The 25,166-nt window shown below is 52.3% G+C and carries 21 protein-coding genes and 1 tRNA gene; 4 read left to right on the forward strand and 18 right to left on the reverse strand.

Features of this window, described 5'->3' with window-relative positions:
- Positions 1-62: 62 nt before the first annotated feature.
- From AOC34_RS05590 to hrpA, 6 genes are all read right to left on the reverse strand, one after another.
- Entirely contained in the window at positions 63-899 is an 837-nt protein-coding gene (locus AOC34_RS05590; RefSeq protein WP_234408049.1) for a competence/damage-inducible protein A, read from the reverse strand.
- Positions 900-1,760, reverse strand: a complete 861-nt coding sequence (locus AOC34_RS05595) for an EI24 domain-containing protein (RefSeq protein WP_108469146.1) — start codon at positions 1,758-1,760, stop codon at positions 900-902.
- A gap of 4 nt (positions 1,761-1,764) precedes the next feature.
- Positions 1,765-2,745, reverse strand: coding sequence for a sterol desaturase family protein (locus AOC34_RS05600; protein WP_108469147.1), 981 nt, complete (start codon positions 2,743-2,745; stop codon positions 1,765-1,767).
- On the reverse strand, positions 2,742-3,539 hold the full coding sequence (locus tag AOC34_RS05605) for a polysaccharide deacetylase family protein (protein WP_108470075.1): 798 nt from the start codon (positions 3,537-3,539) through the stop codon (positions 2,742-2,744). The genes AOC34_RS05600 and AOC34_RS05605 overlap by 4 nt, the downstream gene beginning before the upstream one ends.
- Before the next feature lie 8 nt (positions 3,540-3,547).
- The gene (locus AOC34_RS05610; protein ID WP_456107130.1) at positions 3,548-4,531 is read right to left on the reverse strand and encodes a YVTN family beta-propeller repeat protein; all 984 of its coding nucleotides are present in this window, start codon (positions 4,529-4,531) and stop codon (positions 3,548-3,550) included.
- 83 nt (positions 4,532-4,614) lie between these two features.
- Positions 4,615-8,586, reverse strand: coding sequence for an ATP-dependent RNA helicase HrpA (hrpA, locus tag AOC34_RS05615; protein WP_108469148.1), 3,972 nt, complete (start codon positions 8,584-8,586; stop codon positions 4,615-4,617).
- 20 nt (positions 8,587-8,606) lie between these two features.
- Between hrpA and argA the strand changes: the two genes are divergently transcribed.
- The gene (gene argA, locus AOC34_RS05620; protein ID WP_108469149.1) at positions 8,607-9,983 is read left to right on the forward strand and encodes an amino-acid N-acetyltransferase; all 1,377 of its coding nucleotides are present in this window, start codon (positions 8,607-8,609) and stop codon (positions 9,981-9,983) included.
- 52 nt (positions 9,984-10,035) lie between these two features.
- Positions 10,036-10,308 carry an oxidative damage protection protein gene (locus tag AOC34_RS05625; protein ID WP_108469150.1) on the forward strand — a complete coding sequence of 91 codons (273 nt, stop codon included), beginning with the start codon at positions 10,036-10,038 and terminating at the stop codon, positions 10,306-10,308.
- Positions 10,309-10,392: 84 nt separating this feature from the next.
- Here AOC34_RS05625 and rpiA read toward each other — a convergent pair whose 3' ends face one another.
- Positions 10,393-11,082: a ribose-5-phosphate isomerase RpiA gene (rpiA, locus tag AOC34_RS05630; RefSeq protein ID WP_108469151.1), complete on the reverse strand. Its 690-nt coding sequence runs from the start codon at positions 11,080-11,082 to the stop codon at positions 10,393-10,395.
- A gap of 85 nt (positions 11,083-11,167) precedes the next feature.
- On the opposite strand from rpiA, the gene tal reads away from it, so the two are divergent.
- The gene (tal, locus tag AOC34_RS05635; RefSeq protein WP_108469152.1) at positions 11,168-12,124 is read left to right on the forward strand and encodes a transaldolase; all 957 of its coding nucleotides are present in this window, start codon (positions 11,168-11,170) and stop codon (positions 12,122-12,124) included.
- A gap of 20 nt (positions 12,125-12,144) precedes the next feature.
- Here the strand turns inward: tal and rlmB are convergent, their stop codons facing one another.
- Entirely contained in the window at positions 12,145-12,882 is a 738-nt protein-coding gene (gene rlmB / locus AOC34_RS05640; protein ID WP_108469153.1) for a 23S rRNA (guanosine(2251)-2'-O)-methyltransferase RlmB, read from the reverse strand.
- A complete protein-coding gene (gene rnr, locus AOC34_RS05645; protein ID WP_108470077.1) occupies positions 12,882-15,245 on the reverse strand; it encodes a ribonuclease R in 2,364 nt (787 codons plus the stop codon). Before rnr ends, rlmB begins: the two co-directional genes overlap by 1 nt.
- 74 nt (positions 15,246-15,319) lie before the next feature.
- On the opposite strand from rnr, the gene AOC34_RS05650 reads away from it, so the two are divergent.
- Positions 15,320-15,406, forward strand: a tRNA-Leu gene (locus tag AOC34_RS05650).
- A 72-nt stretch (positions 15,407-15,478) separates the two neighbouring features.
- Here AOC34_RS05650 and AOC34_RS05655 read toward each other — a convergent pair.
- From AOC34_RS05655 to AOC34_RS05695, 9 genes are all read right to left on the reverse strand, one after another.
- Positions 15,479-16,819: an adenylosuccinate synthase gene (locus AOC34_RS05655; RefSeq protein ID WP_108469154.1), complete on the reverse strand. Its 1,341-nt coding sequence runs from the start codon at positions 16,817-16,819 to the stop codon at positions 15,479-15,481.
- A 47-nt stretch (positions 16,820-16,866) separates the two neighbouring features.
- Positions 16,867-18,048, reverse strand: a complete 1,182-nt coding sequence (locus AOC34_RS05660; protein WP_108469155.1) for an ATP phosphoribosyltransferase regulatory subunit — start codon at positions 18,046-18,048, stop codon at positions 16,867-16,869.
- Between the two features lie 12 nt (positions 18,049-18,060).
- A complete protein-coding gene (gene hflC / locus AOC34_RS05665) occupies positions 18,061-18,930 on the reverse strand; it encodes a protease modulator HflC (protein ID WP_108469156.1) in 870 nt (289 codons plus the stop codon).
- Positions 18,931-18,935: 5 nt separating this feature from the next.
- Entirely contained in the window at positions 18,936-20,402 is a 1,467-nt protein-coding gene (gene hflK, locus AOC34_RS05670) for an FtsH protease activity modulator HflK (RefSeq protein ID WP_108469157.1), read from the reverse strand.
- A complete protein-coding gene (hflX, locus tag AOC34_RS05675) occupies positions 20,392-21,648 on the reverse strand; it encodes a GTPase HflX (RefSeq protein WP_108470078.1) in 1,257 nt (418 codons plus the stop codon). The genes hflK and hflX overlap by 11 nt, the downstream gene beginning before the upstream one ends.
- Entirely contained in the window at positions 21,626-21,871 is a 246-nt protein-coding gene (hfq, locus tag AOC34_RS05680; RefSeq protein WP_108469158.1) for an RNA chaperone Hfq, read from the reverse strand. The genes hflX and hfq overlap by 23 nt, the downstream gene beginning before the upstream one ends.
- Before the next feature lie 148 nt (positions 21,872-22,019).
- A complete protein-coding gene (gene der / locus AOC34_RS05685) occupies positions 22,020-23,378 on the reverse strand; it encodes a ribosome biogenesis GTPase Der (RefSeq protein WP_108469159.1) in 1,359 nt (452 codons plus the stop codon).
- Positions 23,375-24,508 (reverse strand): outer membrane protein assembly factor BamB, encoded by a 1,134-nt coding sequence (gene bamB / locus AOC34_RS05690; protein ID WP_108469160.1) that lies wholly within the window; start codon positions 24,506-24,508, stop codon positions 23,375-23,377. The genes der and bamB overlap by 4 nt, the downstream gene beginning before the upstream one ends.
- The gene (locus tag AOC34_RS05695) at positions 24,505-25,161 is read right to left on the reverse strand and encodes a YfgM family protein (RefSeq protein ID WP_108469161.1); all 657 of its coding nucleotides are present in this window, start codon (positions 25,159-25,161) and stop codon (positions 24,505-24,507) included. The genes bamB and AOC34_RS05695 overlap by 4 nt, the downstream gene beginning before the upstream one ends.
- Positions 25,162-25,166: the final 5 nt, after the last annotated feature.

The following is a 25,166-nucleotide window of genomic DNA, read 5'->3' on the forward strand; positions in this document are numbered from 1 at the left end:
ATGGCTATTATTGCACTAGTAAAGTGCCTAAAAAGGGGTCTCACACCCCATTTTGCACCAATTTAGTGCTTAATTGGGTCGTGAATTTGGTAATTAAGGGATTCCGTCCCCTGGCGAAGGGCCTCCCACGCCAGCTGCACCGTATCAGCCCGGCCTTTTACACCCAATTCAATATGGCGCCGAGCATAAACACCGCCCCGCACAGGATCCCCCACCGATGGCAAGCTAAAGACTTTAATGCCCTCAAAGCGACGCTCAATCTCCTCCATCAGGGGCGTTAACCGGGACTCAATACCCTCGGGCACGATAAAACTTTTTTCCAGCCAGTTTTCCTGATGAAACAGATGCGAATAATGGTGATCAAGGCACCACGCCATCATGGGCGCTGCCATCACCGGAAAACCAGGGAAAAAATGGTGCTCCTGAATCCGAAATCCCGGAATCTGGTTATAGGGGTTGGGAATGATTTCACAGCCGACCGGAAACTCACCCATCTTAAAGCGGTGTTGATTCTCAGGGAGAGACAAGTCGGCCTTCGCGGCATCGCCCTCTGCCATTGCAATGATGCGATTGGTAATCAAGGTCTTGGCTTGCGGATGCAACTCGATTGCTAAGCCCAATGCCTTAGCAGCACTTGCGCGGGTGTGGTCATCAGGGGTGGCGCCAATACCACCAGTACTAAAGACAACATCACCGCTAGCAAAGGTTTCTTTCAGGCATTGCACAATTTGTTCCGGATCGTCGCTCACATACCGGGCCCACGATAAAGTCAAGCCACGCTCATTGAGTAACTCAATCATTTTGCCGAGGTGTTTATCAGCGCGACGGCCAGACAAGATCTCATCACCAATCACAATTAAGCCAAAGCGTCGTGCGGGCTGCTTATCCATGGCAGTCATTTACGAGGCCTCCATATCAATAACAGCGTGCTCCACCTTCGGCGTTTTGGCCTCTTCCGTTGTACGCAATTCTTTAAGGGCGCCCAATAAGAAATGGGAGAACCACAGTGCAGCGAAGACGAAAATGATGGAGTAGACCCAGAGCGCCACAAAGCTCACAAAGGGGAACAAAACTAATGCGAGCGCAGACGTTGCCCAAAAGAAGGTAGGCACGGCGCCTAGCATGCCGGCAGCAACGCCCATGCCCAATAGTTCCCAGCGATAGCGCTCGAGCAAGATATCGCGCTCAGCGGTAGTAGCATGCTTGAGTAATACGTCATACGACATTAAACGCATGGTGAGCCATCCCCATAACAAGGGCGGCAATATGGCCACAAGAGGTGGCACCCACCACACTGGCAGCGTCAGCATGATTAAAGCCAAGCAAATCAAGGCAGACCAAATGGTGTAGAAAAAACTACCGATCATGCTGCCCTTACCTAGCGCCTCGATACCCTGATAGGTGCCCTGCCGCATCACACTAGAGACGATCGCTGGAACGGTTGAAAACGCAATGTAGACCAGCAAGCTAGTGGCGATTAATGGAATTAATAGCATCACCAAAAACAACGGGGCAACCCAGGCACGCGCTTCATCTAGACCAACCCAAGTTAATACCGTTTGAATCCAACTTGTAAAAATGGATGTGGTTAAAAACACCCGTAGCATATCCAGTGCAGGCGACCAAATTAACCAAATCACAATCCCCCAGAGGATCGACACAATCAGAAATGGACGAAAACTGAGCCAGAGCATGCGCGGATGCATTGTGCCCACCATTGCCAAACCAAGCGAACGAAAGACGTTTTGAACTCCTTGCATCGGCTTACTTTCGCTTGAGGTGAAATAAATAAAGATAGGCGTGGCGCAATCCCTGCCACTGCTGCGTCCAAATTGAATTGGGCACGGTCACACCACGTACGCCTGTGGGATAAACCGCGTTTGGGAAAATTGCCGTTTTAAACAGCATGTCCCACCATGGAAATAAAACACCAAAGTTACAGCCGCCTAATACACCCGGCTTACCTTTAGCCTCATGGCCATAGCCAACGGCATGGTGCATGCGATGAAACATCGGTGAAATCAAAAAATAACGCCCTACACCCAAGTGAATTTTAAGATTCGCGTGCTGCCAACTTTCGATCAGCTGACCCACCACCACCAAAAAGACAAACTGACTTGGGGGCACGCCAAAAAGTAAGGCAAAGAACGCGAAGACGAGTGCATGCATGATGTCATCCACGACATGATTACGATCATCCGACCAGGCATTCATGGCGACTTGACTGTGGTGCAAGGTATGCAATTGCCACCACCACTGAAATCGATGGGAGGCACGGTGATAACCATACTCAACCAAGTCCAACATCACGAGGTAAATGCAAAAGCTCACTAGGGGAATGGTGGTGACGCCTGGCCACCAATCTTCCACATTGAGTCGCTCAAAGCGCCAGTCATGCAAAACCGATTGCATTTGGAAAAAGAGCCCAGAGAATGCAAAGAAAATGAACACTTGAAAAAAGCCTAATCGGTGAAAGAGCGTATAGGCCATATCGGGCCACTTGGCTTTAACATGCGCGCTTTGGTCTTCAGCTGGATTGACTCGCTCCCAAGTCCGCAACACCAGCACAATGATGGCAATCTGTAGCACACCCAGCATGAACCACTCTACGCCATCGTACGCAACTTCGGCGTATCCAATCCAATTCAATTGAAACAAGAGGGGCTCGACGATGTGGCGATAGAGACTCTCCTGCACTTCACCATAGAAGCGAGCAATGGTTAAATCAGGATTGACCGAGGTCATGCTGGTTTTGCCTTCGCCGGACTTACAGGGAGCACATCAAAGCAGTAGCCCTTGCGTTTCCAGCCCTCAATTAGGGGTTCCAAAACAGTGGGAGCCCAAGCATCTTTACGCGACCAAATACCCAGATGCGCCATCGTAATGTCGCCCGGCTTCACTGATTGCAAGGCCTTTTCTAAAAGGGCTTGATTGGGGAATTTCTCTGAACTTAACTCATCCCCTAGAAATCCAGCGGGTGCCCAGCCAATGTGGCGATACCCACACTGTTCGGCCATTGCAATTAAACGAGGTGATGTCTTACCGCCGGCAGCACGCCAAATCGGATCCAAGGGTCGATTGCTCAGCTCCTGAAAACGGGTGTTCACCCGATTAATCTCGGCACAGACTTCAGCGCCGTTCATCAACATAACTTGTTTGGCGTTGGCACCGAACTCCGGTTTCATTTGTACTCGGGCATCGCCAGAAGAATTTACTGGCACGTCTCTCACAAAGTAAACGTGATCATAGGTATGGCTACCAAAGCGGTGCCCTTCTTTGACTCGCTCTTGCCAAAAGGATCTCCATCCATCATCCAAAGAGTAGTCGCCGCGATAGGTTTTTTCATTGGCCAAGAAGAAGGTGGCTTTGACTTGTTGCCGATTCAAAATCGCAGCCACGGTTTCCGCTACTGCCATATTGCCAGTATCGAAGGTAAGGTAAATCGGCTTTGGACAGGCCTTAGCTTGAGCTAGGCTTACCCCCAGCAGAGAAATAAGCGCAAGCGACAAACAAAAAAAGGGCCTGATTGAGAAGTGCATGCGATGCATTACTCCCAAGGCGCACGCGGGTGGAAGAAAATGCCGTGCGGTGACTTACCTACTGGAATCACACTAACTAATTTCATGGTTGGCACATCAATCACGCCAGCTTTGCGTGCAAACCGAAAGGTGACCCACAATTGCTTGCCATCGGGCGTCAACTCCATATCGTCTGGTCCCGCTGGTAGGCCAGTGATATCCCCCACCTTTTCCAAGGTCTGCATATTAATCAGCGAAATGCTGGAAGCAATGCGGTTCGTTACAAAAACGTGCTTGCGATCACCTTGGGGCCTAAAGTTATGCGCGCCTTTGCCGGTAAAGATCTTTTTGACTTCACGGCGATTACGCCAGTCGATCACTTGCACGTAGTCGCCGCCGGTAATACCCACCAAAAGGTATTGATCTCCGGGCGTCATCCATAGTCCAGCTGGTGCGGGCCCGGTTGGTATCTTCCATAACAAGGTTTGATTCACCAAATCAATCACAGCAAGGTCGTTTGAGTCCTGCATCGTCACAAATGCGAGCTTGCTATCCGCAGTGAATGCAATATGACTTGGTGTTTTGCCAACAGCGATGGTTTTGGCCAACTTTAAATCAGCCCCGTTGGCCGAATAAATATCAACGCGGTCCAAACGGTTTGCTGCAGTAATGAACCAGCGGTTATCGGGGGAGTAACCAATGTGATACGGATCGATGATTTTGGGAATACGTCCGGTTACCTCGCCCGTCAATGGATTCATCAAGGCAATATCATTCCCAACGGCATTAGCAACGAGCAAAGTTTTCTCGTCTGGCGTCAACATGACGTGATGGGGCTCTTTACCGATGGGCATGGTTTTCGTAACCGTGCGGGTTTTCATGTCGACGAGACTCACACTGGCATCCCCAGAATTCAATACAACCGCCAGAGTGGGCTCGGCTAGCTTGGCAGCTTGCACTGCTCCGAACAACAGGGAGGCGGCTGTAAAAGCAACTGCCGACCTCAAAGCCAGTTGAAAAAATGGGGTTGTATGCACGTCGATGGCCCGTTTACTATGAAAGTTAATCTATAGCCGTATTGTAAGCAGTTTGTGGCTTAACGCAGGCTTGCAAAGACCTTTTCGAGGCGCTTTAAAGACATCGGGGTTGGGGTTTTGAGCTCTTGCGCAAACAGGGCCACACGGAGCTCCTCCAGTTGCCAACGAAAATCCCGCAAACCCGGGTCATCCTGCATTGCATAAGACAACCCCTTGGCGCCGTGCAGGCGCTTTTGCCATGGCCTAGCGAGCGACTCCCAATCGCGCTGGCACTGCGCATCCCGCGCTGGGTTGGTCCGCATCTTTTCAATGCGCAGCGCAATGGCCTTGAGATACCTAGGTAAATGCACCAGCTGCGCATAGGGAATTTCCACCAGCATTTTCGGGAAAATCAGGCCCTGAATTTGTTCAAGCATATCCGCATGGGCAGCTTGCGAAATTGCCTTTGCCTGAGCAATTTTTTTCTGCGTCTCGGCATGGGCTTCGAGTGCGGCCAAAGTATGGCGCGCAATTTCATGGGCAATCAAGGTCAAACGCGGCTTCCCGCTACTAACCCGCTCCGCGAACTCCTCGGCATTACTGGGCAGCGGATCTTGCATGAAGGCGCGCTCCAATGCCAGCTGCAGTATCTGCTCAATGAATTGATCCACCTGACCAATATTGATAAATAGCAAGCCAATCTCCCGAATACCCGGCATCTGTTTTTGTAAGGCCTTCAGTGTGTCTTTTTGACTAATGGCGAACAAGCGACGTAAACCCTGCCAATGCACCTTACGTGCCTCAATCAAATCATCAAATACCTCAAGGTCTACCGCATCACCGCGATCTACTAAGGCGGGATAGCCAAACAAGGTTTTGTTTCCCTTTTGAATCTCCAGCGTCTCAGGCAAGGGGCCAAAATCCCATTGGCGATAACCGCCAATGACTGTGGTTGCAGGAATATTGCTCGAGGGCGCATTGGTCTTTTTGCTGTCCGCCTGCATAACCTCGGTCGCCACGGTTTCTTGCGCCACCGCCTGAAAGGCGCTGCGTGCCTCTTGACCATACTCGGCGCGCAAGCGCGATAAGTTACGCTCCAGCTCAAGTTGACGCCCATGCTCATCCACCAAGCGAAAGTTCATGGCGCAGTGGGCCGGCAATGCCTCAGGACGAAAGTCGGTCCGCTTAAACTCCAGACCCTTCTCCTTACGTAAATCCGTAATTAAGGCATCCATGTAATCGCCCACACCAAATTGCTTAGCATCCGTTACGCGTTGCATAAAGCCTTTGGCGTAATCCGGCAAGGGTACGCAGTGACGCCGTAATTTTTGTGGCAAGGACTTGAGTAAGAGCAGGATTTTTTCCTCACACATGCCGGGAACTAACCACTCGCAGCGGCGGCCATCAATTTGATTCAGTACCGTCAGTGGGATCACTAAGGTCACACCGTCTTTAACACTACCCGGCTCAAAATGGTAGGTAAGGCTAAGGCTACTACCGCCCATGCTTAGGGTTTTTGGATAGCGATCAACGGTAATGCCGGCAGCCTCATGGCGCATTAAATCGGCCTTATCCAAACGCAGGCTTGCTTCCGCATCCGCCGTCTTTTGTAGCCAGGCCTGCATCCCAGATCGACTAAAGACATCGCTGGGTAGGCGGCTTTCATAAAAAGCAAAAAGTAATTGTTCGTCCACCAATACATCGGGGCGACGGGAGCGGTGCTCTAAGGCCTCAATCTCGCGTATTAACTTTCGGTTGTGCCAAAAAAACCCAAAGCAACTGGGGTAGGTTTTTTTACTAAGCGCCTCTAACTCTTTTTCTTGGGCGAGGGTTTCCATGCGGCCAAATAGCTCGGCGCCCACCAAGGCCTGCTGAATAAACAACTGGCGGGCCTCAAGCGCATCATGGGGCGCAAACCGTACTTTGCGGCCATGGTAAATCGGCAATCCATAGAGCGTGCCCCGCTCAAACGCCATGATCTCGCCCTGGCGGTTATCCCAAAACGGATCACTCAAGGATTTAACCAAGCGGTGCGCAGCAACCTTCTCAACCCATTGCGGCTCGATCTTCGCAATCGTTCGTGCATACAAACGACTGGTCTCCTGCAGCTCTCCTGCCAAAATCCAGGCGCCTGCTTTTTTACCTAAAGTAGAGCCTGGCCAAATGTGGGGACGAATACCGCGTGCGCCTAAATAGGAGCCGGCATGCGGACCGCGCTCCTCCTCTTCTTTCTTTGCCACATGGCCCAGCAAACCGGTTAACAAGGCCAAGTGAATTTGCTCGTAGGTGGCAGGCAGGCCGTTTTCTTTCCAGCCTTTTTCGCCGAGCATGGTGTGCAGCTGCCCATGCACATCACGCCACTCACGTAGCCGCCGTGGTGATAAAAACTGACTGCGGCAGCGATTTTCGAGCTGGCGATTGCTTTGCTTATGCGTTAATGCATCATGATACCAATCCCACAGTTTTACAAAACTCAGAAACTCGGATTTCTCATCTTTAAAGAGCAGATGGGCCTGATCGGCTGCACCCGCTTGTTCCATTGGTCGCTCGCGCGGATCTTGCGTAGCCAAAGCGGCGGCAATAATTGTTACTTCGCGCAAGGCATGATACTCACGCGCCGCCAGTAAGATTCGACCAATACGCGGATCCAGTGGCAAATCAGCCAGTGCCTTACCCGTATTGGTTAGGGTAAAGGTATTGTTCTCCCCTTCCGTTTCTATAGCACCCAGCTCATCGAGCAATTGAATGCCATCGGCGATTGCACGGCCCAGCGGTCGATCAATAAATGGAAAGTCTTGAATCTTTGAGAGTCGCAGTGCGCTCATTCGCAAGAGGACGGCAGCAAGTGAGCTGCGCAGAATCTCAGGATCGGTAAAGCGGGGTCGCGCCTCAAAATCCGCTTGGCTATAGAGCCGGATGCAAATGCCATCCGAAACGCGGCCGCAGCGCCCTGCTCTTTGATTGGCAGCTGCTTGCGAGATCGGCTCAATTTGTAACTGCTCGACCTTATTGCGATACGAGTAGCGCTTCACGCGCGCTAAGCCGCTATCAATCACATAGCGAATATTAGGAACAGTCAATGAGGTTTCAGCAACGTTGGTGGTCAAAATAATGCGGCGACCATTGCCCGGCTGAAACACGCGCTCTTGTTCCGCAACCGACTGACGCGCAAAGAGCGTTAGCACATCGGGATGAAAACGGCTTTGCAAAATGGAATCTTTTCTGAGGGTCTCCGCGCAATCCCGAATCTCCCGCTCACCCGGCAAGAAAACCAACACATCACCCGAGCCAGAGGCGCCCACACTCCAGACTTGCGTCACTGCCTGCGCAACTGCATCGGGCAAATCCATCGCTTCTTTTTTTGCCTCTAACTCCAGTGGTGCATAGCGCTGCTCCACCGGAAATAGTCGGCCACTCACTTCAATCACCGGAACCGCTTTAGAGCCAATCGTAAAGTGCTGCGAAAAACGCTGCGCATCAATCGTGGCTGAAGTAATGATGATCTTGAGATCGGGGCGCTTGGGGAGCAGTTGGCGCAAGTAACCGAGTAAAAAATCAATGTTGAGGCTGCGTTCATGGGCCTCATCAATGATGATGGTGTCATAGGCCTTCAGTAAGGGATCACGCTGGGTTTGTGCCAGCAAGATGCCGTCGGTCATGAGTTTGATCGAGGCGCTTGTGGTCGTCTTATCTGCAAAGCGGATTTGGTAACCCACATCCTGCCCTATCGGTGTTCCAAGCTCATGGGCGATGCGCTTGGCGGTTGCCGTAGCGGCAATGCGTCGGGGTTGGGTATGACCAATCAAGCGGCCGCCACTCATGGTCCCGCGGCCAAGCTCCAAACAAATCTTCGGTAACTGCGTAGTTTTGCCCGAACCGGTCTCGCCGCACACGATCACCACTTGGTTCGAGCGTAGCGCCTCCATAATGACTTCGCGCTGACCCGAGACCGGCAATTCCTCCGGAAAGCGGATCGCGATGCGCCTAGAGCCGCCACTAATTGTGTTGGAAGCAGGCACAGCATCGGATTTTGGTTGGTTTATCGGCGGCATCACCCTATAATTTTCTCACTATGGCCGCTAGCACACCGAACTCCCCTACAAAACCGCCCCCCGAGAGCGAAGCCCCAGGCAACTTCCCTTTTGTGGGTTGGCTCAGGGACGTCGCCCCCTACATTCATAGCTTTCGAGAAAAGACCTTTGTTATCGCCTTTGCGGGTGAACTGGTTCAAGAAATCGGCTTAGAGCGGATTATTGAAGACATTGCCATGTTGCATGCGATGGGTATGCGGATCGTCTTGGTCCATGGCATTCGTCCTCAGATTGAAGAACAGCTAACCCTACGCCAGATCAAGAGTCAGTTTGGCCAAGGCCACATGAGTGGCTACCGCATTACCGATGCCGCCGCGCTTGAGTGCGTCAAAGAGGCGGCTGGCGAACTGCGCCTGGATATCGAGGCTGCGTTTAGTCGCGGCCTCCCGAATACCCCAATGGCGGGCTCGCGTATTTCCGTTATCTCAGGCAACTTCATTACGGCCATGCCCTTTGGCGTAGTCGATGGTGTGGACTTTGTTCACACCGGCCTCGTACGCAAGGTTGACTCAGTCTCCATCAAACTATCGCTCGATAGCAATAAAATCGTCTTGCTCTCGCCATTGGGCTTTTCACCAACGGGGCAAGCATTCAATCTGTCTTTTGAGGACGTTGCCGTTTCCACCGCCGCTGCCCTCAAGGCAGACAAGATTGTGTTCTTAACGCCCTACTCGGGCCTCCATGATGAAGCCGGCGACTTAATCACCGAGCTGTCCTTGGCGCAAATGCAGGAATACATTATTAGCCATCCTGAAATCCCTTCAGGCATGAAAGCCTTGCTGACCTTGTCCGGAAAAGCAATTAAGGCTGGCGTTAGCCGTGTGCACTTCTTGCCTTGCAACCGCGATGGCGCTTTACTCGAAGAACTCTTTACCCACGATGGCGTTGGCATGATGCTCGCCTCCTCCGGCATTGAAAATCTACGCGAAGCAAATCAAGATGATGTGGGTGGTATTTTGCAGTTAACCATGCCCCTCGAAGAAGAAGGAATACTCGCTGCCCGCGGTCAAGATGTCATTGAGCGTGACATCGATCGCTTCTCCGTCATCGAGCATGATCGGGTGCTATTCGGTTGCGCTGCTCTATTCCCCTTCCCCAATGGCATTGGTGAGCTTGCCTGTTTGGTAGTAGATCCAGACGTACAAGGCTCGGGCGATGGCGAGCGTTTGCTCAAACGCATTGAAGCCAGGGCAAAAAAAGAGGGCATTAAAAAACTGTTTGTTCTGACGACCCGCACCGAGCATTGGTTTTTGAAGCGCGGCTTCATGCGGTCTAGCGTGGATGATTTGCCGGAAGAGCGCAAACAGATTTACAACTGGGATCGCAAGTCGATGGTCTTGACCAAAAACTTGACATAATGCAAGTTCAACTTTTTAGTATTCACTGATTGCATTTAGAAAGGTTTACGCAATGGCACGGATGGTTCAATGTATCAAGCTCAATAAAGAAGCCGAGGGAATGGACTTTGCACCCCTTCCAGGCGATCTGGGTAAAAAACTCTGGCAGGAAGTTTCTAAAGAGGCATGGGCTGGCTGGTTAAAGCACCAAACCATGTTGATCAATGAAAACCGCCTCAATATGGCCGATCCCCGTGCCCGTCAGTACCTCTTAAAGCAAGTGGAAAAATACTTCTACGAAGGTGGCGCTGATGCTGCTACAGGTTACGTACCGCCCAGCGCATAAGTTGCCCAAGCAAGACCGCTTCGAATGCAAAAAGGACCGCTCAGCGGTCCTTTTTTATTGACTGACTGTTGATTATCTAAATGCTTAGGAAAAATCGACGCGCTTGACTCCGGTCGCGCCGCCAACGAACAGCACATCGGCCTTTTGACGCGCAAATAAGCCGACGGTTATTACGCCTGGAATTTGGTTGATCTTGGATTCTAGGGCAACTGGATCGCTAATGGTGAGGCCGGCAACATCGATAATCCAGCCGCCATTGTCAGTCACAAAAGGATCGGAGGTGCCTGCCATCAGTCGCAAGCGCGGAGTTCCGCCCAATGCCTGCATCGCCCGGGAAACCGATGCTTCTGATAATGGAATCACCTCCAGCGGCAACGGAAAGCGACCTAAAGTTGCTACCTGCTTTGAATCATCGCAAATGCAAATGAACTGTTTCGCTAGGGAGGCCACAATCTTCTCGCGCGTGAGCGCCCCGCCGCCACCTTTGATCATGTGACCGCTGGGGTCAATCTCATCGGCACCGTCGACATACGCAGGCAAGGTTTCCACCTGATTAGCATCAATCACATAAAAACCATGCTTTAGCAGTCGCTGCGTACTGGCAACGGAGCTCGACACCACCCCTGAAAAGTGCGCTTTATGCGGGGCCAGCACATCAATAAACCAGTTGGCCGTAGAGCCCGTACCAATACCGAGAACCTGACCGGGGGCCAGTGCCAATACGGCATCGCGTGCTGCTTCCGCCACCAGGCGCTTTAGTTGATCTTGATCCATAGGAGGCCTATCTCAGATTCATTTATGCTACTCACTGTATGACACTATAACGGTGTCCCATTTTGGATTGGAAACAGGCATACCCATGACAACCGCAAATACGGCTTTAGACCAGTTAAAAGCCCTGACGACCGTAGTAGCCGATACCGGTGATTTTGAGCGGATGAAGCAATTTGCGCCGCAGGATGCCACTACCAACCCATCCTTGATTTTAAAAGCCGTGCAGCAGCCCAGCTACCAGCAACTTGTGCAGTCGGTACGGGGCGCCAACCCTCAGGCCAGTGTGTCGGCATTGATGGATCGCATCTTGATCGCCTTTGGCTTAGAAATCCTCAAGATCGTACCCGGCAGGGTCTCTACCGAGGTCGATGCACGCTTGTCCTTTGACACCGCAGCAACCATCGCCAAAGCCAAGGAATTAATTGCGCTGTACGCAGCCCATGGCGTTGATCGCAATCGCGTCTTGATTAAGTTAGCCAGCACCTGGGAAGGCATCGAGGCTGCAAAAGTGCTGGAAGCCGAAGGTATTCATTGCAATATGACTTTGTTGTTTTCTTTAGTACAGGCAGCGGCATGCGGCAAAGCGAAAGCACAACTCATCTCCCCTTTTGTTGGCCGGATCACCGATTGGAATAAAGCCAAGCTGGGTAGCAATTGGAATGATGCCCAGCATGGTGGGCAGCACGATCCGGGAGTGCAATCGGTCAAAGGAATTTACGGCTACTACAAGCATTTTGGGATCGCCACCGAGATCATGGGTGCTAGCTTTCGCAATACCAATCAGATCATGCAGTTGGCCGGCTGTGATTTACTAACAATTAGTCCGGAGTTGCTCGCTGAACTACAAAACAGCGCTGAATCGGTCGTTCGCAAGCTGGATCCAAAAGCGACGCAAGGTAATGCGATGAGGGAACTGGACGTTACCGAATCCGCCTTTCGCTTGCAGCTCAATGATGACGCCATGGCAACTGAAAAACTAGCCGAAGGCATACGCGCCTTCTGCAGCGACATCGTTAAATTAGAAGTCCTGCTAACTAATTAAAGCCCGAGCAAGCTTTTACTTTATTTGAGGCTGCGCTGACGCAATGCCTCATACAAGCAAACGCCGCTGGCTACCGAGACATTGAGGCTTTCCACCACGCCGTGCATTGGGATACGCACTAGCTGATCGCAATGCTCACGCGTTAAGCGCCGCATCCCCTCACCTTCTGCGCCCATCACTATAGCAATTGGTCCCGTTAGGTCAAGGTCATAAATTGACTTCTCTGCTTGATCATCTGTGCCAATGAGCCAGATGCCGAGCTCTTGCATCTCACGCATGCTACGCGCAAGATTTGTCACGGTGATTAAAGGCATCACTTCGGAAGCGCCGCTGGAGACTTTACTTACAGTCGCATTGATGTGCGCGGAGCGATCCTTTGGCACTACTACGCCGTGTACTCCTGCACCGTCCGCCACGCGCAAACAGGCGCCTAAGTTATGCGGATCAGTCACGCCATCGAGAACCAATAGAAGGGGCTTGCCTTCAATGCCATCAACTAGCTCAGCTAAGGTGCGGGCCACCGTCATTTTTTCAGCCAAGGCAACGACGCCCTGATGGCGATCGTGGCCGGCTAATTTATGCAAGCGCTCGGAATCGGCAGAATGGAGTCGGTCGCCCAAAATCGATTCAGCTTGTTTTAAAAAATCACCCATGCGGCGATCGCGCCGCGCTGGATCAAAATAGACTGCCTTGAGGCTATCGGGATCAAGGCGCAAGCGTGCCTGAATTGCATGAAAGCCGAGCATAATTTGCTTCATTAACGCTTCCCTTTTCGAACGGGGGGTTTGCTGCCAGCAGGCTTTCCTGGGGCACGAATGGCGGCCGACTTACCGCGCGATGCCTTAGCTGACTTCGACTGCTTGGCGCCTTGCTTGCCGGCTGTCTTGGCCGCATTGACATTAATGCCCGCGCTTTTCTTGGGTGCTTTACTCGAGGGCCGCGACTTTTTGGATGCTGCTTTTTTATTGGGCTTGCCGGTATCACTCGCCAGCACTAAGGTGCGACTACGCACACCATCGCGCTCACTAATTACGGACTTAACTAAAGAGAACTCAATCTTGCGCGCATCCAAGTCGACTCGGCTAACGAGGACGTGCAAGCGATCCCCCAAACGGTGACGCATACCGGTGCGCTCGCCGCGCAATTCTTGACGGGCTTCGTCGTATTGGTAATAGTCTCCGCCGAGTTCGGTAACGTGGACCATGCCCTCAACAAAGAGATTTTCCAGTTGGATGAAGAGTCCAAAACTCGCCACCCCAGTAATGGTGCCAGCATATTCTTGGCCGAGGTGATCCCGCATGTAATAACACTTGAGCCAGGCCTCCACATCACGCGACGCCTCGTCAGCGCGCCGTTCATTGGATGAGCAGTGCACACCCAGCTGACCCCATACCGCGAGTGCGCCACTCGCTGCTGCGCCTTTGCCCTTTTGTGGTCCGGCTGCTTTACTCGCGCTCTGTGACTTTTTCGCTTCCGATGCATTGGTGCGTGCCTGGCCCTTGCGTGGCAAGGTAAGGTTCAGCGGCACCCGCTCTGACAGACTGGGGTAATACGGTTTCTTTTGCAGGATGGCTTTAATCGCCCGGTGTACTAATAAGTCAGGGTAACGCCGAATCGGGCTGGTGAAATGCGCATAGGCCGGGTACGACAAACCAAAATGCCCGACATTTTCAGGCTGATACACCGCTTGCTGCATTGATCGCAGCACTACGGTTTGCAACATCGTTGCATCGGGCCGGGGCTTAATCTCTTTAATCAGCTTGGCAAAGTCTTTGGGCTGTGGCTTTTCATTACCACCGAGGCTGAGTGATGCAGTGCGCAACACCTGACGCAGCGTCATGATTTTCTCTTCCGATGGCTCGGCATGAACTCGGTACAAACCTAAATGGTTATTTTTTTGTAAAAAATCAGCAGCGCACACGTTGGCAGTCAACATGCACTCTTCAATCAGGCGATGTGCATCGTTACGCGTGCGTGGCTCAATCCGCAAAATCTTACCGAGCTCATTTGAAATAATTTGGGTCTCGGTAGTTTCAAAATCCAAGGCGCCGCGCTTCTCGCGTGCAGACAATAAGATTTTGAATAAGCCATATAAATTACTCAGCAATGGACGGAACTGCGCAAATCGGGCTGCATCGGGGCCGTTGGAGTTACTGATGACTTCCCATACCGCATCGTAAGTAAAGCGCTGCGCCGAATGCATGACCGCAGGATAAAACTGATAGGCCAGGATTTCACCATGGACATCAATCACCGAGTCGCACACCATGCAGAGGCGATCAACGCCTGGATTTAACGAACACAGTCCATTGGAAATCTTTTCTGGCAGCATCGGAATCACGCGACGCGGAAAGTAAACCGAGGTAGCCCGCAGCAATCCCTCTTCATCCAAGGGATTGCCAGGCTTAACGTAATGCGACACATCCGCAATCGCCACAATCAGGCGCCATGCCTTGACCTTGCCAAACATCGTGGGCTCGCAATAGACTGCATCGTCAAAATCGCGGGCATCAGCGCCATCGATGGTGACGAGGGGCACATCCCGTAAATCCACTCGCCCTTCTAAATCGGCCTGAGTTACCCCATCTGGTAGTGCAGCAGCTTCTTTCATGGTAGCCGCAGAAAATTCATGAGGCACGCCGTATTTACGCACGGCAATCTCAATTTCCATACCAGGATCATCGATCTCACCCAGCACTTCAACGACTCGGCCCACTGCTTGGCGGTAACTATCGGGGTAGTCAATGATTTCAACGCTCACCACTTGACCCAATTTGGCATTGAGCTGCCCTTTGGGCGGTATCAAGATATCGTGACCGATACGCTTGTCTTCAGGCGCCACAATCAGAACGCCGTTCTCATTTAACAAACGACCAATCACAAGGCGATTCACATGGGTGATCACCTCCACAATTTGACCTTCGGGGCGTCCACGCCGATCGGTTCCCATGACCCGAACCTTGACTCGGTCGCCGTGCATCACGCGCGACATTTCCCGCTCGGAGAGAAAGATGTCCTCGCCAGCATCGTCTGGAACCACGAAGCCAAAGCCATCGCGATGGCCCTGAATCGTACCGAGGCGATCGGATTCACGCGGCACTAGGGGCACAGATTTACGCATGGCTTGCATTCATTTGATGAGAATTCCATTGGATATCGGCGGAAATGGCCGCTAGCTCTATAATAGAGCCCAATGCCCAGATGGCGAAATTGGTAGACGCACCAGCTTCAGGTGCTGGCGATCGAAAGGTTGTGGAGGTTCGAGTCCTCTTCTGGGCACCATCATTCCAAATGGGGCTGTGCATTTTTAGCGCATTGCCCCATCGCATTGAGCGGCAGCGAGCCGCCCCTGCCTTAAGCCTCAAATGGGTGTTGCAGGAGTATGGTTTCATCGCGCTCCGGCCCTGTAGAAACCATTGCAATCGGTTTGCCCGCAACGGCTTCGATCCGGCGCAAAAATGTTTGTGCTTCTAGCGGCAACTTATCCCACTCCTGAATACCGTATGTCGTGCCTTTCCAGCCCGGGAAGTCCTCATAAATTGGCTCGCAACGCGCAACTGCTTCGGCGCCGCGGGGCAGTACATCCAAGCGCTGGCCATCCAAGTGATAGCCTACGCACAAGCGAATGGTTTCAAAGCCATCGAGTACGTCGAGCTTGGTAATGCAAAGCCCACTCAGACCATTAATCTGAATCGAGCGTTTTAAAGCGGCGGCGTCGAGCCAGCCGGTACGACGCGGACGGCCTGTTACCGAACCGAATTCTTTACCGACTTCTGCCAACCGAATGCCGACTGGATCCTGCTTGGCCGGATTGTCGTGGTCATAGAGTTCGCTTGGGAACGGTCCTGCACCTACGCGCGTGCAATACGCTTTGGTAATCCCCAAGATGTACTGCAAGGACTCCGGGCCAACGCCGGAGCCTGCTGCAGCATTACCTGCTACGCAATTACTGGAGGTGACATAGGGGTAGGTGCCATGGTCAATATCGAGTAAGGTGCCTTGAGCACCCTCAAACAAGAGTGATTGACCTGCTTGCCCGGCAGCATAGAGTGCGCTCGAGACATCCACCACCATCGGCTTGATGCGCGCCGCATAAGACATCGCTTCATCGAGGGTGGCTTTGTAATCGACTGGGCTCGCGCCGTAATACTGCGTCAACATGAAGTTGTGATATTCCAAGTTCTCGCGCAACTGCTCAGCAAACTTCTCGGGGTAAAACAGATCTTGCACTCGCAATGCACGGCGTGCAACCTTGTCCTCATAGGCAGGGCCAATGCCCCGACCGGTAGTTCCAATCTTGGCTTCGCCGCGTTTTTTCTCGCGGGCATGATCAATCGCAACGTGGTACGGCAATATTAAAGTAGCTGCTTCCGAGATACGTAAACGCGAGCAGACATCTAAACCAGCTGCCTCGAGCTCACCAATTTCTTTAAAGAGCGCTTCAGGCGAGAGCACAACGCCATTGCCGATATAGCAAATCACTTGCTTGTGCATGATGCCGGACGGAATTAAACGCAGAATGGTTTTCTTGTCGCCAATAATGAGGGTGTGTCCCGCATTGTGACCACCCTGAAAGCGCACAACTGCTTGTGCGTGGTCAGTTAACCAGTCGACGACTTTGCCTTTACCTTCATCGCCCCACTGCGTGCCGATAACGACCACATTGCGGCCACGAGTTTGTTGTTGTTGAGGCATATTCAATCCAGTAATAAACAAATCAATCAAAAAGGCATGGCAGGCTACTAGCTACTCTTGCTAGCGCTCTTTGGCTGCACTTTCCAAGCACCGCCCTGTTCCACTAAAACACGATCCAGTCGATATTCTGCACTGAGTCCAGCATCGCCAGGCGCTAGTTGAACCACAATCTCGCCTGCACTACGCAGGGCCTGTATAGCCGCATTCAATCCCGCATCGCTGATCCAAGGTGCCACAATCGCTGAGCGCTCTTCCAAGTCGGTTGATAAGCCGGCTAAGGTGAGTAAATCAATCGAAAAACCCGTGGCCGGACGAGCACGCCCAAAGGCCTGCCCCACATGATCGTAGCGACCACCCCGCGCAATCGGCTGGGGCAATGCATCCACGTATGCGGTAAACATCATGCCGCTATGGTATTGATAGCCACGCAAATCGGCTAAATCAATGCTGACTTCGGGCGCTGATGGCGTCAAGGCAATGGCATTGCTTAATCGCTCCAGTAGCGCTAAGGCATCGGCGACCAGGGCATTACTTGGCAACGCCTTGCGCGCCCGCGCAAGCACCTCAGCCGCTGGGCCACTTAGTTCGGTTAATGCCATCAAGGCCTGACCAACCGGCTGGGGCAAGTTGCGTGACCAGCTCGCTAGGCCACTACGGTCTTTGCTTTGCAAAAGGCTGTAGAGGGTCTCTATCTCTTCTTTAGCTACGGTCTGATCCGCCAAGATGCCAGTCAATATGCCGGCATGCGAGAGATCAAGGTAAACCTGTTTCAACCCAGCGGTTTGCAATGTTTGCAATAGCAGCGTCAGCGCCTCTAAGTCGGCCTCCCAACCGGCGTGACCATAAATTTCTGCGCCCAGTTGCAGCTCTTCGCGGGAAGTGCAGCCAACCGGTGTGCGGGTGTGGGCAATCGATCCTGCATAACAAAGCCGCGTTACACCACTGCGATTGAGTAAGTGGGCATCAATGCGGGCTACTTGAGGCGTCATGTCAGCACGCAGCCCGAGTGTTCTGCCCGAGAGCTGGTCAACCAATTTAAAGGTTTGTAAATTAAGGTCCGAGCCAGTACCCGTGAGAAGGGAATCTAAAAACTCGAGTAAAGGAGGGGCAACCAGCTCGTAGCCATAGGAGCGATAAAGATCAAGCAAGCTGCGGCGCAGCTGCTCCACTTTACGAGCCTTAGCAGGCAAGACATCGGCGATGTCTTCAGGCAGTAACCAACGATTCACGATACGCGCTTCTTATTTCTTATTAAGGTGCTTAAAGAACTCATTATTGGGTTCAATCACCATAATATCGCGCTTATCTTTGAATGAGCTCCGATAGGCCTCTAGACTGCGGTAAAACTGCGCAAATTGCGGATCACGACCAAATGCCTCGGAATACAAGGCGGTTGCGCGGGCATCGCCGGCACCTTTGATGCGCTGGGCATCACGGTAGGCTTCGGCCAAGATAACATCGCGCTGGCGCTCTGCATCGGCGCGGATCTTATCGGATTCAGCAGCACCGGTTGAGCGCAGTTCATTGGCTACGCGCTTGCGTTCGGCTTCCATCCGGCGATAAACCGAGTCACTAATTTCAGCTAAGAGATCGATACGCTTTAAGCGGACGTCAACAATTTCAACGCCGATATCGGCCGCATCAACTTCTACTTTTTTACGAATGCTTTGCATCACTTCGTCGCGCTGCTCGGAGATAATTTCCCGAACCGTACGCTTGGTGAATTCTTCATTAAGAGCCGAACGCACGAGCTGCGTTAAACGATCTGAAGCCATCCGCTCGTCACCCTTAAAGCTGATGAAGAACTTACGCGGATCAACAATGCGCCACTTCACATAGGAATCCACCAGTAAGTTTTTCTTTTCAGCGGTGATGTAGCGCTCTGCTTCCGGATTATCAATCGTCATAATGCGGCGATCAAAAAAGCGGACATTTTGGAATGGCGCTGGTAACTTGAAATTCAGACCAGCATCATCGGCTACGCGCACAAACTGCCCGAAGGCAAAGACCACGGCGAATTTACGTTGATCCACAACGAAGACGCTGGACAAAACAACAATGACCAATAAAACCAGGCCAACCAGGATAGCAATTACGCGATTTGGATTCATATTCATTATCGTGCGTCCCGATCTCGGCTGCGCAGTCCGCCATCACGGCGATCCGCAGGGCGCTCAGGCGCTCTAGTAGTAGGAGCAGCAGGCACGTCTGTTGCAGCGCCAACGGTAACTGTGCCGTTCGCTACCGCTTGACTTGCTGCTTTTGCGCTTTCAGCACTCACCTGCGAGACGATCTTATCGAGCGGTAAATAAAGCATATTGTTGCCTTTTGCAGTGTCAACCAAAATCTTCGAGACATTGGTATAGACCTCACGCATCGTATCGACATACATACGGTCACGCGTGACTTGCGGAGCCTTGGCATACTCCACCAAGATTTGCTTAAAGCGGGTGGCATCACCTTCTGCGGTTGCGATGACACGGGCTTTATAGCCTTCTGCCTCTTCGATCAATCGCGCTGCGGTACCTTTGGCCCGGGGAATAATGTCATTGGCATAGGCTTGTCCTTCGCTCTTTAGGCGCTCTTGATCCTGACCCGCCTTCACCGCATCATCAAACGCAGCTTGGACTTGTTCTGGTGGCTGGACATTTTGTACCGTCACACTGGTGATAAAGATGCCTGCCTTATAGCTATCCAGAATGCGCTGAATCGATGCGGTTAAATCAATCGCGATCTTTTCGCGCCCTTCGTAGAGCACCGTATCCATCGTGCTACGCGCAACGATTTCACGAACGGCAGTTTCAGCGGCTTGCACTACGGCAAAATCTGGATCGCGATTATTAAATAAGTACTCGGTTGGGTCTTTCAAGCGGTACTGCACCGCAAACCGAACATCGATGATGTTTTCATCTTCGGTCAGCATGGACGAATCTTTTTGGTTGGTCGCCTTAATCACAACAGAACGCCCCACCTCAACCGAACGCACTGCTGAAATATTCACCACCTCAGTTGTTTGGAAGGGATACGGCATGCGCCAATTAATACCAGGGCCTGCGGTGTGGCTGTATTTACCAAAAGTCAGAACCACGCCGGCCTGACCCTCTTGGATCATAAAAAAGCCAGTCGCAATCCAGATAAAAAAGACACCGCCAAGCGCAGCCAAGACGCCATTCTTCGATGAGAAAGGCAGTCCACCCGAAAAAATGGGGGGACGCGAACCGCCGCTCGGTGGGCCGCCGCGGCCATTATTGGGGTTTTGGTTTGGATTCGGTTTGCCATCCCAACCGCCACTGGGACGGCCTGGGCCTTTTTTGCCGCCAAAGAGGTTGCTGAGGCGATCATTGAAGTCGCGCCAGAGCTCATCGAGGTCAGGTGGGCCATTGCCCACTGGCTTGCGATCCGGATCCGGTTTGCTCGTAGGCGGATTAGCTGAGGCGCCCTGCTCTTCTGCTGGGGGCGCACCCTCATTACCAGTATTGCCGTCCTTAGACCCAGCGGCATCGCCTTTATTGTCATTTGGACGTGGCGAATTACCCCAGCCAGGGTCATTTACCGAAAAAATCGAAAGCAGTCTACGCATCATGGGGTAAATAGTGTTTTAGTGGAATCGGGTTAAATTCAGCGGAATCGGGTCGTTCTGTCATAGGGGCCAACAGCTCCTCCGTAGTCAATTGCGACTTGGGTCGGTTGTGTTGATCCCTAATTCTATCAGTCATTACAGCGCTTTGAGCGAGAGTTTCCCTCAGTAAATCAAGGCCCAGCCCCGTTTGCGCCGACAGATAAATGCGGCTTGGCTGACCCTCAATATCCCTTACAACCATGGGCCCTTTAGTAAAGGTCTGGGGCATCAGGTCGATCTTATTCATCACCTCAATCCGGGGGATGGAATCAGCCCCAATTTCAGCCAAAACTGCCTCAACCTGGGCTTGCTGCTCCTTGGCTACTGGGCTACAGGCGTCAATCACGTGCAGAATTAAATCGGCATGGATGGTCTCATCCAGGGTCGCCCGAAAGGCTTCAACCAACTGATGCGGCAAATCCCGGATAAATCCAACCGTATCGGAGACCACAATCGAGCCCACTTCGGGCAAAAATACGCGCCTTGAGGTGGTATCTAGGGTAGCAAAGAGCTGGTCAGCTGCATAAGTATCGGCCTTGGTTAAGGTGTTAAACAAGGTCGATTTGCCGGCATTGGTGTAGCCCACCAAGGAAACCGAGAACACGTCCTTACGGCTGCGGGACCGGCGCTGGGTACGCTGCTGGCGTTGCAGTTTCTCGAGTTCAAGCTCAAGGCGTTTGGCCTTGGTCGCCAGCATGCGTCGATCCAGCTCCATCTGGGTTTCGCCAGGACCGCCGCGCAAGCCAATACCGCCCTTTTGGCGCTCTAAGTGGCTCCAGGCCCGCACTAAGCGCGACATCCGGTAGCGTACTTGCGCCAACTCCACCTGGGTTTTACCAATATGGCTTTGAGCGCGTTGCGAAAAAATATCCAATATCAAGCCCGTACGATCCATCACGTGGTGACCGAGGTGGCGCTCTAAGTTGCGCTGCTGGCTTGGGGATAAGGGGTGGTTAAAGATAACGAGCTCGGCATCGTTGTCTTCTAAAGCCCGTTTGATCTCATTGGCCTTGCCGGACCCGACAAACAAGGCAGGATCGGTGCGCCCTTTGCGCGCCACCACGCTCGCGACTGGAATGGAGCCTGCGCTATCCGCCAGAAGGCTGAGTTCAGCCATGCTATCGGGAAAATCTTCTCGCCCCGAATCGACTCCTACTAGGACTGCGCGAACGGGATCAATGCCAGTTTTATGCAGAAGGCTCGTCCTCATCCGCACGGAACGTGACTGCACGCGCCGGCACGATGGTGGAAATGGCGTGTTTGTAGACCATTTGCGTTACGGTGTTGCGCAACAAAACGACGTACTGATCAAAGGATTCAATATTGCCTTGCAACTTAATGCCGTTGACCAGATAAATTGATACCGGAACGTGCTCTTTGCGCAAGGTATTCAGGAAGGGATCCTGAAGTAATTGGGTCTTATTGCTATTCATACTGCTCCTTATTCATTATTGGATGTGTGGGAGTCTTGCTTTTATTCTGGTATTGCAGGGCAATCGAATTCGCCCTACGGTTATTAATATATACCGCCCGCCAAACTTTTGCCAAGCCTTCAACAGCAGCCGAAAACACGGCGCTAAATTAGCGTTTTTTGCCCTTATCTGCATCCACATAAGGGTTTTTATTGGTGCGCATTTCGATCCGCAGCGGGGTTCCCCGCAGCTTAAATGCTTCCCGAAAGCGCCCTTCGAGGTAGCGCTTATAGCTATCCGTTACACCACTGAGCGCACTGCCATGAATCACCACAATCGGCGGGTTCATGCCGCCTTGGTGAGCATAGCGTAATTTAGGACGTCCCATGCCAACACGCTTGGGTTGTTGATGCTCTACCGCCTCCGCCAAAATACGCGTCAGTCTGGGGGTTGGTAATTTCGCCATGGCGGCGGCATACGCTAAGTCGACGTCTTTGAAAAGCTCTTTGAGTCCAGTTCCTTTTGCCGCTGAAATGGGATGTACGTTAGCAAAATCCAAGAAACGTAGCTTTTGTCCAATCTCAACTCGGCAGCGCTCTTTAACGTAGTGATCCACGCCATCCCATTTATTAATGGCAAGAACCAGTGCGCGACCCGCTTCCAAAATAAATCCAGCAATGTGCGCGTCTTGCTCTGAAATATCTTGCTGGGCATCGAGCATCAAGATCACAACATTGGCATCGGCAATCGCCTGTAAGGTTTTTACTACCGAGAACTTTTCGATTGCCTCAAACACTTTGCCACGGCGACGCAAACCGGCGGTATCAATCAAGATATAGGGCTTGCCATTACGCTCAAACGGAACCTCAATCGCATCCCGAGTGGTGCCCGGCATATCAAATGCAATCACACGTTCTTCACCAATAAGTTTATTGATGAGCGTCGACTTGCCCACATTGGGACGACCCACAACGGCGATCTTCATGGCGCGGGGCGTTAAGGGATCAGCATCCGCACTGTCATCGGGCTCGGGTATTCCGAGTGAGTCGAGTGCATCCTCGACCAATGTTTTAACGCCGTCACCATGCGCGGACGAAATTGCAAACGGCTCGCCCAATCCGAGCTCATGGAAATCGGCAGTCACGACGCCCTGTGACATGCCTTCAGTTTTATTAACGGCCAATACAACGGGGCGACCGGTCTTACGTAAAAAGTCGGCAATCACGCGGTCTTGCGGCGCCATACCCAAGCGACCGTCGACCAGGAAAATAATCAAGTCGGATTCGGCAACGGCTTGCTTGGTTTGTTTGGCCATCTCGGCCACGATGCCGGTTTTCGCGACCGGTTCAAAGCCACCGGTATCCACGCAAATGAACTCACGTGAGGTAATGCGGCTGTTGCCATAATGGCGATCCCGGGTTAAGCCAGAAAAGTCTGCGACCAGAGCATCACGTGAACGCGTCAAGCGATTGAACAAAGTGGATTTGCCGACGTTTGGTCGGCCAACAATGGTGATGACTGGTTTCATTTGGGGCTATACGCCGCTAATTTGCCGCCTTGAGACTGAACCAGAATCAAGCCGCCCACTGCGATCGGTGCTGCAGTCACTGGCGTGGTGTCATGGCGAATGCGCGCGAGCATCTCGCCGCCGGACTGCGACATCGCATGAATGTAACCTTGTTTGTCGCCCATCAAAACAACGCGTCCAATCGCTAAGGGTTCGCCAACATCACGCCACGTCAGTTGGGTGTTCTCCCATACCTGTACGCCATCACTGCTCCGAAATGCCGTAACGTGGGATTTTTCATTGGCAGCAAAAACAAAATCGGTACTCTGGGCTGTCCCAGTAAAGCTGGAAAAATCTTTAAACCAAATCAGCGTGCCGGTGCGTGCTTGGGCGCAACCAATGCGGCCCTGATACGACACAGCACAAATCCGCTCACCCTCCATGCTGGGCTTGGCACTCACATCATTGAGGCGCTCGATTTCAGAAAAGCCTTTTGGAAAGGAGATCGGAGTCTCCCAAACGAGTCCGCCATTGGCAATCCCAATCATGCCAAAACGTCCGCCTGCAAAACCCGTCACGATCACTTCGTTACCAATGGATAGCATGCCGTAACCGACGCGCAAGGACAATGCCGATTGCTGACGCTGGTAAATCCAGCGGCGCTTACCGGTAGCCGCATCAAGACCCACAAAGCGATTGTCTAAACCACGAATCACCACGACCCCACCAGCCACAACCGGAGCAGTCAATACTTCACCGCCAATGTGAAACTTCCAAATATTTTTGCCCGTGTCATCGTAGGCAAACACATCGCCTTCCGTAGTGACGACTGCAGTGACTTTGCCATCCGAGCCGGGACCAATGCTGAGTTTTTCGGGAACAGTCACGTCCCAAACTGTCTTACCGCTTTGCAAGTCAATTTTGCGCAGACTGCCGCGACGCGATGCAGCATACACAGCATCACCCGCCACGGCCGGATGAAAGTTAAAGGGCTCCGATGAACCAATGCTGACCGACCATACTGGAGCTAAATCAAACTGGTTGCTGACTTTGACCAACTCAGCAGGCTGGCGCACCCGTGCCTTGCCAGAGCAAGCCACGAGGCTCACTGCCAATACGGCAACAACGGCAGCGCCTAGAAGCCGTTTCATTCAATGCCTCCAACGGCATCCAGCTTTACTTTAAGTAAACTGCGCGCCTCTTGTGGAAACTCTTTGGATTTTTCCAATAACTTCCATGCCTGCAAATAACTAGTCCTTGCATCGGCATTTTTACCTTGCACCAAATACCAGTCGCCGCGGCGCTCAAGCCATAAGGGTTCAAATCCGAGGGTTGGTTTGCCCTTCAAAATGGTATCGGCTTCGGCAAGGGACTTGGCACCACCCTCGTCCATCAAGGCAGTGGCAAGGCGTAATTTGCCTAAAGCTTGATAGCCATCGTTGGCTGCTTTTTCAGCGACCCAGCGCAGATAGGCTTGGGATTTAGCAGCATCGCCTGCATCCGCAGCCAGTTTTGCTGCAATCAAACTCGCCATGGGGGCATAGCTGGTGCCAGCAAATTGTTTTTGCAAGTCGTCTGCCGCTTGCATGCTTTGCGCTTTGTTGCCCTTTTCAATCGAGCTCATCATGGTTTCGTAGAGCTTGCCGGCTTCGGTTGCTTGACTGTTCTTCCACCACTGCCACCCGTTGTAGGCGGCAAATACAAAGAGCACAGCAGTAACTACACCCATGATGAGGGAGCGGTATTTCTCCCAAAAGGCTTTTAAGCTATCGAGTTGTTCTTGTTCTTCAAGGTCTAAAGGCATAACGG

Origin of the sequence: Polynucleobacter difficilis, from assembly GCF_003065365.1 — a bacterium.
Taxonomy (GTDB): domain Bacteria; phylum Pseudomonadota; class Gammaproteobacteria; order Burkholderiales; family Burkholderiaceae; genus Polynucleobacter; species Polynucleobacter difficilis.